This is a genomic window from Microbacterium sp. PRF11, assembly GCF_031844085.1.
Classification (GTDB): Bacteria; Actinomycetota; Actinomycetes; order Actinomycetales; family Microbacteriaceae; genus Microbacterium.
The window spans coordinates 225,374-239,020 of the sequence record NZ_JAUZUP010000002.1; the positions used below are offsets into that span (position 1 = coordinate 225,374).

The 13,647-nt window shown below is 70.8% G+C and carries 11 protein-coding genes; 3 read left to right on the forward strand and 8 right to left on the reverse strand.

The genetic code is table 11. The features are described 5' to 3' along the window. Positions 1 to 24 precede the first annotated feature (24 nt). Positions 25 to 603: an alternate-type signal peptide domain-containing protein gene (locus Q9R20_RS06615; protein ID WP_311248589.1), complete on the reverse strand. Its 579-nt coding sequence runs from the start codon at positions 601 to 603 to the stop codon at positions 25 to 27. Positions 604 to 1,040: 437 nt separating this feature from the next. Between Q9R20_RS06615 and Q9R20_RS06620 the strand changes: the two genes are divergently transcribed. Further along, the gene (locus tag Q9R20_RS06620) at positions 1,041 to 4,001 is read left to right on the forward strand and encodes a LamG-like jellyroll fold domain-containing protein (protein ID WP_311248590.1); all 2,961 of its coding nucleotides are present in this window, start codon (positions 1,041 to 1,043) and stop codon (positions 3,999 to 4,001) included. Positions 4,002 to 4,085: 84 nt separating this feature from the next. Here Q9R20_RS06620 and Q9R20_RS06625 read toward each other — a convergent pair whose 3' ends face one another. From Q9R20_RS06625 to Q9R20_RS06655, 7 genes are all read right to left on the reverse strand, one after another. Beyond that, a complete protein-coding gene (locus tag Q9R20_RS06625; protein ID WP_311248591.1) occupies positions 4,086 to 6,023 on the reverse strand; it encodes a YhgE/Pip domain-containing protein in 1,938 nt (645 codons plus the stop codon). Continuing rightward, positions 6,020 to 6,628, reverse strand: a complete 609-nt coding sequence (locus Q9R20_RS06630) for a hypothetical protein (protein ID WP_311248592.1) — start codon at positions 6,626 to 6,628, stop codon at positions 6,020 to 6,022. The genes Q9R20_RS06625 and Q9R20_RS06630 overlap by 4 nt, the downstream gene beginning before the upstream one ends. Beyond that, positions 6,625 to 7,230, reverse strand: coding sequence for a helix-turn-helix domain-containing protein (locus Q9R20_RS06635; RefSeq protein ID WP_311248593.1), 606 nt, complete (start codon positions 7,228 to 7,230; stop codon positions 6,625 to 6,627). Before Q9R20_RS06635 ends, Q9R20_RS06630 begins: the two co-directional genes overlap by 4 nt. A 197-nt stretch (positions 7,231 to 7,427) precedes the next feature. Beyond that, on the reverse strand, positions 7,428 to 8,870 hold the full coding sequence (gene argG, locus Q9R20_RS06640; protein ID WP_311248594.1) for an argininosuccinate synthase: 1,443 nt from the start codon (positions 8,868 to 8,870) through the stop codon (positions 7,428 to 7,430). A 54-nt stretch (positions 8,871 to 8,924) separates the two neighbouring features. Beyond that, positions 8,925 to 9,602 (reverse strand): peptidylprolyl isomerase, encoded by a 678-nt coding sequence (locus tag Q9R20_RS06645; RefSeq protein ID WP_311248595.1) that lies wholly within the window; start codon positions 9,600 to 9,602, stop codon positions 8,925 to 8,927. A gap of 19 nt (positions 9,603 to 9,621) precedes the next feature. Further along, positions 9,622 to 10,587, reverse strand: coding sequence for a glycoside hydrolase family 6 protein (locus Q9R20_RS06650; RefSeq protein ID WP_311248596.1), 966 nt, complete (start codon positions 10,585 to 10,587; stop codon positions 9,622 to 9,624). Positions 10,588 to 10,653: 66 nt separating this feature from the next. Continuing rightward, entirely contained in the window at positions 10,654 to 11,385 is a 732-nt protein-coding gene (locus tag Q9R20_RS06655; protein ID WP_311248597.1) for a Pr6Pr family membrane protein, read from the reverse strand. Between the two features lie 114 nt (positions 11,386 to 11,499). Between Q9R20_RS06655 and Q9R20_RS06660 the strand changes: the two genes are divergently transcribed. Both Q9R20_RS06660 and Q9R20_RS06665 read left to right on the forward strand, forming a co-directional pair. Continuing rightward, the gene (locus tag Q9R20_RS06660) at positions 11,500 to 12,288 is read left to right on the forward strand and encodes a hypothetical protein (RefSeq protein ID WP_311248598.1); all 789 of its coding nucleotides are present in this window, start codon (positions 11,500 to 11,502) and stop codon (positions 12,286 to 12,288) included. A 72-nt stretch (positions 12,289 to 12,360) separates the two neighbouring features. Next, positions 12,361 to 13,647 (forward strand): adenylosuccinate synthase, encoded by a 1,287-nt coding sequence (locus Q9R20_RS06665; RefSeq protein ID WP_311248599.1) that lies wholly within the window; start codon positions 12,361 to 12,363, stop codon positions 13,645 to 13,647.

A 13,647-nucleotide genomic window follows, 5' to 3' on the forward strand; every position in this document is an offset into this window, starting at 1 on the left:
TCTACGGGGTTCGGACCGGGAGGGTCAGGCGGTCTTCTGGGTCAGCGTGACCGTCAGGTCGCTGAGGTTCACGGCACCGAACATCGACGCGTTGTTTCCGCCGACGGTGTCGCCATAGGGGAAGGCGATGGTGACGGTGACGGTGACGTCCTGGGCGACGTTGGCGGCTCCCGGGGTCACGGTGAAGGTGGGGCCGGTGCCGGAGATGCCGGTGCCGCTGGCGGTCAGGACCGCGTTGGACTTGACGTAGCCGGAGAGGGCCTGGTCGTTCGCGTTCGCGGGATTGGCCGCGGCGATCGAGGTCGGGCTGAGGGCGAGGGTCGCGACGACGTGGTCGCCCTCGGCGGTGATGGACATCTTCTTCGTGTAGGTCAGGGTGTCACCGGGGGCGATCGCGTAGCCGGCGAGCGAGATGGGCGTGGTGGACCCGTTGGCCGTCCACACGCCGGCCACGCCCGAGTCCTTGACGACCAGGTTTCCCGCGACGATGGTCGAGCCCTTGTCGGTCGCCGAGGCGTTCCACGTGGCGAAGGTTCCCGCTCCGCCGAGGAGGAGGACGGCACCGGCGGCAGCGGCGATGGTGGCCTTGACGATCTTGTTCATGACGGTTCCTTTCGCGGCTCGGGGCCGCAGGTTGCGAGTCTGGTGCGAGGCCACCCGACCGGGCGGCTCGTCATGGTTCCAGCCTGGTACCGCTCCCACAAGGAACCCGCCGCCGTCGGGTGAGCACTGCCTCAGGACTCCCCGACCCACCGCCAGGTCGTTGCAGCTGAATGGAAATGCAAGCGCAAGCCCACCGCAAGATCCCCGCAATCGCGTGCGTGGAGCGGCCAGCGTGTGCGTCTGCATGTCGGTCGATGGATGCCGCCGGCCCGGAGTCATCCGCGTCGCCCCGGGCCACTTGTGATGCCCGCCAGTGTTCGCTGCTGCCCGGGTGTCGTCATCCGACGAAGGACGCTTGCAAATTGTGAGCGCTAACAATAGTGTCATCGCGGACGGGCGAGCGACGGCGCCGCCCGCGACGTGACAAGGACGTGACGATGGACCCCTCCCGAGTCGGCCCGCCCCTCCCCGAACGCCAGCGCCGGGGGAGACGACGCCTGGCGCTCACCGCGACCCTGGCGCTGAGCATGATCGGTGCCGGAACGGTCGCCCCCGCGGTCGCAGCCGTTCCCGCCGCGCCGGAGGGCGGTCTCATCGCCGAGTACCGCTTCGACCAGACCACCGGCGCGTCGGTCGCGAACACGGCCGCGGGATCGCCCTTCGGCGCCGCCGTCGTCGAGAACGCCGCCGACACGCAATGGGCGGATGCCGCGCTCACGCTCACCGGCGGAGCGAAGGGGTCCGCGGGCAACTGGGTCCGCCTCCCGCAGAACCTCCTCGTCGGGGAAGAAGCCGCGACGGTCACGACCGAGGTCAAGATCGACGCGAGCATGAAGAACTCGTTCAACTTCCTCTGGAACATCGGCAACGACGCCAACCAGTCGTACTTCTTCACCAGCGTCCGGGACTCCGCCCGCTCCGCGATCACCACCGCGTCCGGTGGCGGAGAGGTGAACGCGCGGTCCGCCGTCAACCTCGACGCCGACCGGTGGTACTCCCTGACCACCGTCCTCGACGGGGCGAAGGACACGCTGTCGTTCTACATCGACGGCGCGCTCGCCGCGACAGCGCAGACCGCCCTGACTCCGGCATCCATCGCCGACCAGAGCCTCAACGCGATCGGGCGTTCGCCGTGGCCGGACCCGCTGTTCAAGGGCGCCGTGTCGAACTTCCGCGTGTACGACCGGGCGCTGAGCGCGAGCGAGGTCGCGGCCGTCAGCGATGCCGACGCACAGCAGCACGCCTCCGCCGTCGCGGGGTATGCCGCGCGGACCCTCGAGCAGCTCGACGACCCCATTGCGATCAGCGACTCCGTCACGACCCTGCCTGACGCGGGCGGCGCGATCACCTGGTCGACCACCGACGCGGCCGCGGCGATCGGTGCCGACGGACGGACGCTGACGCTCACGCAGCCCGCCGCGGGCGAACCGAGCCGCGACGTCGCTTTGACCGCGACCGCGGAGGTGCGCGGGGTGAAGGCCACGCGCCAGATCACCGCGCGGGTGCAGCCCGCGGTCGCGGCCGACGATCCCTACGGCTACCTCATGGTTCACTTCATCGAGGACGCGCAGGGCTACGCCGAGAAGATCTACCTCGACGTCTCGCGCGGGAACAACGCCGAGCAGTGGGACCCGCTCAACGGCGGGAAGCCGATCCTGGCATCCGCACTGGGGACCACCGGCGTGCGCGACCCCTACATCACCCGCAATCCCGAGACCGGCACGTACTACATCATCGCGACCGATCTGCGGGTCTTCGGCGGGGACCGCGGCTCGAACGGGTGCACCGAGTGGTGCTACTGGTCGAGCCAGGGCAGTACGAAGCTCGTGGTCTGGGAGTCCGACGACCTCGTCACGTGGTCCGCGCCGCGCCAGCTCGACGTGGCACCGCCCACGCCGCGACTCGGGATGGCGTGGGCACCCGAGGCCACGTGGGTGCCGGACTTCGACGGCCAGGGCAACGGTTCGTTCGTCGTGTACTGGTCGTCGAAGCTCTACGACCAGGGGGCGACGCAGCCGGGCTACAGCCGCATCCTCTGGGGATCGACGTCCGACTTCACGCAGGCCTCCTACGCGTACGGCGGTGTCTTCGTCGACGACGGCGGCGAGACGATTGACACCACCCTCATCCAGCACGACGGGAAGACCTACCGCGTCACCAAGGACAACGCCCAGGGTAAGGGCATCTACATGGATGCCACGTCCTCGCCCACGTGGTGGAAGACGGGCACCGCATGGACGCGCGTGCAGGAACGCATCGGCGCATCGTGGGCCGGGGGTAACGCCGGCGGGGTCGAAGGACCGGCCGGGTTCAAGCGCAACGACGCGGATCAGTGGTACCTCTACGTCGACGTCATCCCGACCGTCGGGTACAAGCCGATGACCACCGACGATCTGGATGCCGGCTTCTCGGTGCTGCAGAGCGCGGACTACTACATGCCTCCGCACACGAAGCACGGCGGCATCCTCGACCTCACGCGTGCCGACTACGACCGCGTGCGTGCGGCCGATGCGGTCGCGGCGGTCGAGACCGACCTCGGTTCGACCGAGGTGCGCACCGGTGCGGACGTCGAGAAGGCACTGCCGGAGACGGCCGAGGTGACCACGGCGTACGGTCGTGGCGTCTCGTCACTGCCGATCGACTGGGACACCACGGGTGTCGACACGTCTCAGGAGGGTTCGTACGTCGTCACGGGCACGGTGCGCAGCCTCGGCGCCAACGACAACGACTGGGTGGGTCGTGACGGCTCGACCGCGTGGAACGCACCGGATCGCACCCCCCGCTCGGCGACCGCGATCCTCGTCACCGCGACGGTCGTCGTGACGAGCCCGACCCCGACGCCGACGAGCAGCCCCACGGCCTCGCCGACCGCGACCCCCACGGGGAGCCCGACCGCGCAGCCCACGGCCACCCCGACGGCGGAGCCCACGGCCACCCCGACGGCGTCCTCCACGCCCACCGCCACCGCCGGTCCGACGGCGAGCACCGCGCCCACGACGGGGCCCGTCGCCCGGCCCCAGGCGACCCTCTCGGCCTCGTCGGTCGAGCGCGGTGGCACCGTGCGCGTGACCGTCAGCGGACTGAAGCCGGGAGAACAGGTGTCCGCCGAACTGCGCAGCGAGCCCGTGCGCATCGCCGGTATCCCCGCCGCGGACGCCGCGGGCCGGGTCGCCTTCGACGTGAGGGTTCCGTCCGACTTCGCCGTCGGCGCGCACACGGTGATCGTGACCGGCGCGGACGCGACCGTGATCGCCCGCCTGCCCCTGACCGTCGTCGCGAAGGGGACGCTCGCCGCCACCGGTGCCCAGCCGGCCCTCGGGGTCGGGCTGCTGGCAGCCTCCCTGCTGGTCGGCGGAGGCATCGCCTGGAGCCTGCGCGGCCGTCGCCGCGTGAGCTGACGCACCACCGCGCGTGAGTCGCCAGATTCTGTCGCTTCGGAGAACTCCGCGGCGACGAATCTTGGCGACTCACGCGTCCAGCGCTCAGCCGATCAGGCTCGGCTGCAGGTCGCGGAGGGTGCGGTGGTGCGTCATCCGCGTGACGCCGATCGCCGCGACCAGCACGCCGCCGACCATCCACGCGCCCAGCACCAGCAGGTCGGGACCGACCCGCGAGACGTCTCCGCCGTACATGACCTGGCGCATGGCATCCACCACGTACCCCATCGGCAGCACGTGGTGCAGGGCGGCGAGCGGGCCGGGGAGCGTCTGCCACGGGAAGGTGCCGCCCGCGGTGACGAGCTGCAGCACCATCAGCACGAGCCCGAGGAACTGGCCCACCGACCCGAGCCAGACGTTGAGGGCGAGCACGATCGCCGCGTACGTGGCCGACGCGAACACCAGGATGCCGAGCGCCGCCGCCGGATTCGCGAACGAGAACTGAAGCGCGATCGCGAGCACGGTGAACAGGCCGACCATCTGGAGCGCTCCGAGGCCCGCGGGCGTGAGCCAGCCGGCGAGGGTCACCCGCACGGGGGAGCGCAGCGCCGTGACCGCGCGCTTCGACACCGGCTTGACGATGAGGAACAGCGCATAGATGCCGATCCACCCGGCCAGCGCCGCGAAGAATGGGGCGAGGCCCGCGCCGTAGTTCTGCGCCTTCGTGACCGAGCTCGTTCCGACCGCGACCGGGTCGGAGATGGCCGAGGCCTGCGCTTGGCGCGTGGCGTCGTCGGAGTCGGGGATCTGCTCGACGCCCGCCGCGAGACCGTCGCGCAGCTGCGTCGCGCCGGTGGAGAGCTGACCGATGCCGTCGTCGAGCCGGGCGGCGCCGTCGCGCAGCTGAGCAGAGCCGTCGCGGAGTTGGGCTGCCCCGGATGCCGCGCTCCCGGCGCCGTCGGCCAGGGCGGCGGCACCGTCGGCTGCGGTCGCCGCACCCGTGGCCACCGTCGCACTGCCCGCGGCGACCTGTCGAGCGCCCGCGTCGAGCTGGTCGATCTGATCGACGGTGTCCTGCACCCGCTGGTTCGCCGCGGTCAGGCGATCGCCGACCGGGTCGAGCCGGGAGAGGATCTCGTCGACGCGGGCGGAGTCGAGGCCCGCGTCGGTCAGAGCCCGGGCGATGTCGGCACGCGCCCGGGGCAACTGGGCCGCGGCATCGCCGGCGGCGGAGCCCACGCGCTGGGCGGCGGCGTCGATGCGGTCGACGCCCCCGGCGACCTGCTGCGCGCCGTCGGCCACCTGTGCTGCCCCGTCGCGGAGCTGCGCCGTGCCGTCGCGCAGCTGGTTCGCGCCGGTCGACAGCTGGTCGGTGCCGTCGGCGAGGGTGGAGGCGCCGTCGGCGAGCGTGGCCGAGCCGGTGGCGAGCTGCGATGACCCGTCCTTCGCGCTCGCGAGGCCGTCCACGAGTTGCGTCGCCCCGTCCGTGGCATCCACGAGTTTCACGCGAATGGTGTGCAGGGCGTCGAGAAGAGACAGGCCCGCCTCGTCGACCACCTTCTTCGCGACCGACGACTGGATGCGGGCGACGGCCTGCGAGCCGATCGTGGAGGCGAGGTAGTTGTTGGCGTCGTTCGTGCGCAGCTCGATGTCGGCCTGTCGGGGCGCATCGCTCGAGAGTGAGGCGACCGCTTCGGTGAAGTCGGCGGGCAGGGTCACCACGAAGTCGAAGTCTCCGGCTTGCAGGCCCGCGTCGGCCTGGTCGGCCGACACGCGATGCCACTCGAACGTGTCGCTGTCGAGGAGCTGCTCGGCGGCTTCGTCGCCGAGGTTGCGCTGCTGCCCGTTGACCTCGGCGCCCTGATCGTCGACGACGAGGGCGACGGGGACGCTGGAGAGGTTGCCGTAGGGGTCCTGGTTGGCCCAGAGGTACAGGCCGCCGTACAGGATCGGCACGGCGAGCAGGGCGATCAGGGCGATCACCGACATGCGGGTCGAGGTGAGGCGGCGGAGCTCGGCCGTGATCATCTGCGGGATCTTCATCGGTCGGCCTCCGCCGTCTCGTCGAGGGCGTCGATCGTGGTCTTCGAGGCGTGGCCGGCGACCACCAGTACGGCGTACCCGCGCTCGGCGAACTCCTGCGCGATCCGCCACCAGGCGAGCGGCTCGCCGCCGTGGCGGTCGGGTGCGACCAGGACGAGTCCCTCGACGTCCTTCCGCAGTGCCGCGAGCTCGAGCAGCAGGCGCACGCGCGCCGCGGGCTCGACGTTGCCGATGGCGACGCCCGCGAGCGACTCGAGACCGATGCCTTCGAGCCAGCGCGTGGCCGCGAACGGGTTCGGCGCGCGCCCGGCGAACATCAGCTCCTCGGCGACGACGCCCGTGACGGTCACGTTCGACTCAGGCTCCGAGACCACGGGCGCGTCGACCAGGGCGACGCGTCGACGGATGGCCGAGGAATCGGCGCGACCGTCGATGGTCACCGTTCCGGTGTCGACCCTCATGCGACCGGATGCCACCAGGCCCAGCACCGTGGGACGCTGCACGGTCTCGGCGACGACCAGCGTCGCGCTGCCGGTTTCGAAGGTGGTCGAGGTCTCGGGCAGCGCGCTGCGGCCCTTCGCCACCGCATCGACGACGATCCTCATTGCGCCTCCAGGTCGGGGTGCTGCTCCAGGAGGGCCCGCGCTTCGGTCCACGACAGCCCGGCGATACCGAGCACCGCGCAGACTGCGATGGAACGCGCTGTGGAGGAGCCGGCATCCACCCTCGCGACCACGGTGCGGCCGGTCTCTTCGAGCAGGCGCGCGAGGGTCGGGGCGGGCAGGTCGGTGCGCAATTCTCCGGCGTCCTGGCCGCGGCGGACGATCGCGTCGATGCGGCGACGCAGAGGCGCCAGCGCTGCGGACGTCTCGGGCAGGTGCGCGTCGTCGAGAGCGAGGGCGGCGGCGGCCTGCACGTGGGCCGCTTCGCGCCAGAGCTCGGATGCCAGGCGCGCGAGCGCGACGCGGGAGTCGGCGTCGTCGATGCCGTCGGCGATGGCGTTGAAGCGGGCGGCGCCCGCGGCGATGACCTCGCGGATGATGGCGTCGCGGTCGTCGAAGTGGCCGTAGAGGGCGCGGCGCGACAGGCCGGCGCGGCGGGCGATCGTGTCGATCGAGGCGCGCGGGTCGTGGCCGATGGCCGCGGTCGCGGCGTCGAGGATGCCGGCGCGGTTCTTGACGGCGTCACGGCGGGTGGGGGTGCTCACGACCGACTAGTGTACGCCGAAAGTGCACGCCCGTGTGCAACTTATTCCATCCCCCCACCTTCCCGAGCGTCAGGGGTCACTTCTTGTCGCCTGGACGCGGCCGAAGCGACAAACGTCGACCCCTCACGCGCCGACGGCGGCTCGCGGGCGCGAAAGAGCCCGCGACGCTGGGCGTCGCGGGCTCTCGCGGGGATACCTCAGTCGGTGCCGGCGTCGAACGCGGCGGACTCGCCCGCGGCATCCGTCGCCTCTGCCAGGCGCTCGCCGTCGGCCGTGAGCGGGGAGGCCGACTCGATGATCTCGCGCGCACCGCCGGCCGCGACGTCGCCGACGAGCTCGCCGGTCGGTCCGCCGATCAGGCCCAGGCCCGCGTACTGCTCGAGACGCGCGCGCGAGTCCGCGATGTCGAGATTGCGCATGGTGAGCTGGCCGATGCGGTCGACGGGGCCGAACGCGGCGTCGCCGACGCGCTCCATCGAGAGCTTCTCGGGCGAGTACGACATTCCGGATGCCACGGTGTCGAGGATCGTGTAGTCCTCACCGCGGCGCAGGCGCACCGTCACCGAGCCGGTGATGGTCGACCCGACCCACTTCTGGATCGACTCGCGCAGCATGAGCGACTGCGGCTCGAGCCAGCGGCCCTCGTACATGAGGCGACCGAGGCGACGACCCTGTTCGTGGTAGGTCGCGAGGGTGTCCTCGTTCAGGATGCTGTTGACGAGGCGCTCGTAGGTGAGGAAGAGCAGCGCCATACCCGGCGCTTCATAGATGCCGCGTGACTTGGCCTCGATGATGCGGTTCTCGATCTGGTCGCTCATGCCGAGGCCGTGACGACCGCCGATCGTGTTGGCCTCGCGCACCAGCGCCACCGGGTCGTCGAAGCGCTCGCCGTTGATCGCGACGGGGCGGCCCCGTTCGAACTCGACCGTGACGTCTTCGGTCTCGATCTCGACCGCCGGGTCCCAGAAGCGCACGCCCATGATGGGCTCGACGATCTCGAGCGAGACGTCGAGGTGCTCGAGGGTCTTCGCCTCGTGCGTGGCGCCCCAGATGTTGGCATCCGTCGAATAGGCCTTCTCGGCGCTGTCTCGGTAGGGGAAGTCGTGGGCGACGAGCCACTCGCTCATCTCTTTACGACCGCCGAGCTCGGTGACGAAGTCGGCGTCGAGCCACGGCTTGTAGATGCGCAGCGCGGGGTTGGCGAGCAGCCCGTAACGGTAGAACCGCTCGATGTCGTTGCCCTTGTAGGTGGAGCCGTCGCCCCAGATGTCGACGCCGTCTTCTTTCATGGCGCGCACGAGCAGCGTGCCGGTGACGGCGCGGCCGAGCGGCGTGGTGTTGAAGTACGTGCGTCCGCCCGAGCGGATGTGGAACGCGCCGCACGCGAGCGCCACGAAGCCCTCTTCGACCAGGGCGGTCTTGCAGTCGACCAGGCGCGAGATCTCAGCGCCGTACTGGGTGGCGCGACCCGGGATCGAGGCGATGTCGTCTTCGTCGTACTGCCCGAGGTCACCGGTGTAGGTGCAGGGCACGGCGCCCTTGTCGCGCATCCACGCGACGGCCACCGAGGTGTCGAGACCACCCGAGAACGCGATGCCGACGCGCTCGCCGACGGGAAGGGACTGCAGGACCTTGGACATGCCCTCGATTCTAGGGCGGAGCGGTGCCTCGTCCCGATTCGTGCCCTGCTCGGGTCAGCCGATCGTCACGGCGCTGATCGTCACCGGGGTGGCGGGGGCGCCGTCGGGGGAGCCGCCGGCCGTGCCCGCCGCGGCGATGTCCTTCACGACCTGCAGGCCCTCGGGTGACATGGTGGCGAAGACCGTGTAGTTCGGGGGCAGCTCCGAGTCGGCGTAGACGAGGAAGAACTGCGAGCCGTTGGTGCCGGGGCCCGCGTTGGCCATCGCGACCGTGCCCGCGGGGTAGGTCTCGCTGCCGTCGAGCTCGTCGGCGAAGCGGTAGCCCGGGCCGCCGCGGCCCGTGCCGGTGGGGTCGCCGCACTGGAGGACGAAGATGCCCTCCGTGGTGAGGCGGTGGCACTCGGTGTTACTGAAGTACTGCTGCTGTGCGAGCGAGACGAAGCTCTCGACCGTGCAGGGGGTGCGCTCACCGGTCAGGGTCATCGGGATCGCCCCGGCCGAGGTCTCCAGCGTCGCCTCGACCGTCCCCGTGGGGCGCTCGGTGCCCTCCGCGGGAGGCGTGACGTCGACGGCCGGCTGCCCCGACGCGGTGTACGAGCAGTCGCCGGCAGCCGCACCGGTGCTCGAGGAGCTCGCCGCCGGAGCGGGCTCGGCCGTCGTGCCTCCGGCGCAGCCGGCGAGCAGGAGCAGGGCGGAGGCGGCGAGGGCCGCGGACATCAGTCGAGTACGCACGCGTTCCAGGGTAGGGCGTCTACCTCTTGCGCAGTGCGACGAGGTCGAGAGCCGCCTTCTCGAACCAGCTGCCGGCGGCGGGCCCGCCGTTGCAGAGGCCGTCGCTCTCGCCGGGTCGCTTGATCCACAGCAGGGCGTCGAGCCCGCCGCTCCCGGTGACGGCGCGGGGGGTGGTCCCGAGGCCCACGCCGGAGGGATTGCACCAATCGCCGGTCCACCCGCGGCCGTTGCGCGAGGTGTCGATGACATATCGGGCGGTGCCGCCGAGCAGCGCACGCACGCGCTCCGCGTAGCGCTGCTCGGCGGTGGTGGTCTGGAAGTTCGAGATGTTGGTCGAGAACCCGCGGGCGGTCGAAACCCCCGCGTCGCGCAGGCGCTGGGCCATGGTCTCGGCCGGGACCCAGTTGGAGTTGCCCGCGTCGATGTAGGCCGGCACGCCTGCGTCGGCGAGCGTGCGGACCGCGTCGGCGATGAGGCCGAGGCGATCGCCCTGTCCCTCGCACGACCCGAGCATGGCCAGCGCGTCGGGCTCGACGATCGCGACCGAGGGCGTCCCCCGCAGCGTCTGCGCGATCAGCCGCGCCCATCGCTGGTATCCGGCGGCGTCGAAGCCGCCGGAGGAGTGCAGGCCGCAGTCCCGGGCCGGGATGGCGTAGAGCACGAACACCGCGGTCTTCTTCTGCTGCGCCGCGGTCTGCGTCTCGGCCTGCAGCACGCGCACCAGGGCCGCGTCGTCGTACCACTCGCCGAGCCAGACCGCGGTCGGCTGCCCGGCGATCACCGCGATCTGCTTCGCGACGCTCGTGCGCCCCGCCGCCGTCGCGGCCTTCTGCGCCTCGGCCGCGGCGGAGTAGGTGGGCAGGGCGGGACCGGATGCCAGGGGGTTCGGGCTCTGCGCCGTCACGGCCGCACGGACGTCCTGCGCGGCGGCGGGAGAGCCGATGAAGAGGGGGAGGAAGGCGGCGGCGAGGGTGCCCGCGACCACGCGAGTCCTCCAGCACATCGGGCTCAGTGGCATCCGGGATCGCTTTCTCGGCACGGACGGGGCGATTCAGTATGCACGTCGGTCGACGCGACGACCAGCACGTATTCCGTCGGAACGGATGCCGCGTGCCCGCCCGATCGCGACCACCCCGACGGCGAGGGCGACGATCGCGACGGCGATGACGACGATGTAGAACACGACGCTCCCCCATCCGCCGGTGCTCGGGTCGAGGAAGGGGTAGGGGTACCAAAAGGGGGCGCCCGTCGTGGGGTTGGTGATGAGCGGCGCGCGCACCAGCGTGTACACGATCCACACGATCGGGAAGATCGCCGCGGCGAAGGCCGCAGACCAGGGCAGCCGTCGACGCGTGGGCCCGAGGACGACGTCGAGCAGCAGGAACAGCGGACCCCACACGTGCATGACCTCGTTCGACCAGCCGACCGTCTCGGGTTGGAGGGGGATGCCGCGCAGCAGCAGGTTGTAGACGACTCCGGTGACGATCATGTAGGTCGACACGAATGCCAGGGCCGTGGCGAGAGCGGGCGGGTCGACGTCGAGCCGGCGCCCTCGCGCGAAGAAGCGCAGGCCGAGCCAGGCGATCACGACCGCGGACGAGACGTTGGACAGGATCGTGAAGAAGCTGAAGAAGTTCGCGACGACCGTGGCGACGTCGCGGCCCCGGGCGACGGCTTCCGCGACGGACGAGGCGAACTGCGCCCCCACCGCGACGAGGATGAGCGCGGCGACCGCCACGCGGGCCGCGTTCCACCCGGTCGCCCACCCGCGCGATCTCTGCATCGCCCCAGGCTAGTGAGCGGCCGGGGGCCGAGGGAGGGGTTGCGGTGTGGATCCTCCTCCTGGGCGATCGAGGACGGCCGCTAGGGTGGTCGCACCTCGACCCGGGAGCACGACGTGAGCTACGACATCCTCGTCTTCGACCCCACCGCCGCGCCCGTCGGGCGGGACGACCTCCGCGTCTGGCTCGACGAGGGCGCACGTGCGCAGGGGCCGAGCCCGATCGTGGATCGGGCGGTCGAACTCCTGCAGCAGTTCTACCGGCCCCTCTCCGAAGCGCCCGACCAGCTCGTCGAGGGCGGTGGGCACTTCGCCGATTACGGGGTCGAGGGTGCTGTCTTGTACCTCTCGGTGCCCTGGTTCGACGCCGAGGACGTCACCGCGGTCGTGCACCGCCTCGCCGCCGAACACGGGTGGGGTTTCGAGGATGTCAGCACCACCGACGGCATGCTCTGGCGGCCCGATCCGCAGCGCACCCTCTCGTCGTCGCCCCTGGTGGGAGCGAGGCTGACCGTCGACAACGGCGGAGACCACGCCGATCCGAGTCCGGCGCTCCTGGCGGCATCGATCGACTGGATCTCCGATCACCGCGGTCCCGCCTTCGCGATCCTGAGTTTCGGCGACGACGACTACCTCCAGTACGCGGGCGGCCGCGACGGACTCACCGTCGAGCGACGCACCCCGACCGAGGCGGCTCCGGGTTTTCGTCACGCCGTCGCCGCAACCTCGGCGAGCACCGCCGGAGAGCTCATCGAGCTGCCCGGGGCGACGCGCTCGTTCCGCGTCCTGCCGAACGAGATCCTGACGGATCGGGATGCCATGGATCTCGTGCTCGCACTGGCTCGGGGAGCGGAGGCGTCCGCGTCGATCGCGTGGCACGACATCACGAGCACCTTCACCCGTTAGCCTCCGCGCGGGCGTGTCGGACCCGCTCGATAGGATGGGGTGTACCGCCGGAATCAGACGCGAGGAGCGCACATGCCCGGAATCGTGATCGTCGGCGTCCAGTGGGGGGACGAGGGCAAGGGAAAAGCCACCGATCTCCTCGGTGAGCGCACCGACTGGGTCGTCAAGTTCAACGGCGGTAACAACGCCGGCCACACCGTCGTCATCGGCGACGAGAAGTACGCGCTGCACCTGCTGCCCAGCGGCATCCTGTCGCCCGGCGTCAACGCGGTGATCGGCAACGGCGTGGTCGTCGACCTCGAGGTGCTTTTCTACGAGCTCGAGGCCCTCAACGCGCGCGGCCTCGACACGAGCCGTCTGAAGATCAGCGCGAACGCGCACATCATCACGCAGTACCACCGCACGCTCGACAAGGTCACCGAGCGTTTCCTCGGCAAGCGCATGATCGGCACCACCGGCCGCGGCATCGGCCCGGCCTATGCCGACAAGATCAACCGCGTCGGCATCCGCGTGCAGGATCTGTTCGACGAGAACATCCTGCGCCAGAAGGTCGAGGGCGCCCTCGACCAGAAGAACCACCTGTTGGTGAAGATCTTCAACCGGCGCTCGATCACGGCCGACGAGATCGTCGACGACCTGCTCTCGTACGCCGACCGCGTGCGTCCGATGGTGGCCGACACCTCTCTGCTGCTCAACGACGCCCTCGACGCCGGCGACGTCGTCGTGTTCGAGGGCGGCCAGGCCACCATGCTCGACGTCGACCACGGCACCTACCCGTTCGTCACCTCGTCGTCGGCGACCGCCGGCGGTGCCGCGACGGGCGCGGGTGTGGGCCCGAACCGTCTCGACCGGATCGTCGGCATCGTCAAGGCGTACACGACCCGCGTCGGTTCGGGACCGTTCCCCACCGAGCTCTTCGACGAGAACGGCGACTGGCTGCGCTCGCGCGGCTTCGAGTTCGGCACCACGACGGGTCGTCCGCGCCGCGTCGGCTGGTACGACGCCCCCATCACGCGTTACGCGACGCGCATCAACGGCATCACCGACCTCGTGCTGACCAAGCTCGACATCCTCGGCGGTCTCGAGCAGATCCCCGTGTGCGTCGCGTACGACGTCGACGGCGAGCGGTTCGACGATCTGCCCATCAACCAGACCGACTTCCACCACGCGAAGCCGATCCTCGAATACCTGCCGGGATGGAGCGAGGACATCTCGACCGCCCGCACCTTCGACGACCTGCCGCAGACGGCGCAGGACTACGTGCTGGCGCTCGAGAAGATGAGCGGCACGCGCATCTCGGTCATCGGCGTCGGGCCCGCCCGCGACCAGGTGATCGTGCGCCACGACCTGATCGACTGA

Coding starts and splice junctions, on each gene's coding strand:
- Q9R20_RS06615 (WP_311248589.1), bottom strand. CDS start 603: ATGAACAAGATCGTCAAGGCCACCATCGCCGCTGCCGCCGGTGCCGTC.
- Q9R20_RS06620 (WP_311248590.1), top strand. CDS start 1,041: ATGGACCCCTCCCGAGTCGGCCCGCCCCTCCCCGAACGCCAGCGCCGG.
- Q9R20_RS06625 (WP_311248591.1), bottom strand. CDS start 6,023: ATGAAGATCCCGCAGATGATCACGGCCGAGCTCCGCCGCCTCACCTCG.
- Q9R20_RS06630 (WP_311248592.1), bottom strand. CDS start 6,628: ATGAGGATCGTCGTCGATGCGGTGGCGAAGGGCCGCAGCGCGCTGCCC.
- argG (WP_311248594.1), bottom strand. CDS start 8,870: ATGTCCAAGGTCCTGCAGTCCCTTCCCGTCGGCGAGCGCGTCGGCATC.
- Q9R20_RS06655 (WP_311248597.1), bottom strand. CDS start 11,385: ATGCAGAGATCGCGCGGGTGGGCGACCGGGTGGAACGCGGCCCGCGTG.
- Q9R20_RS06665 (WP_311248599.1), top strand. CDS start 12,361: ATGCCCGGAATCGTGATCGTCGGCGTCCAGTGGGGGGACGAGGGCAAG.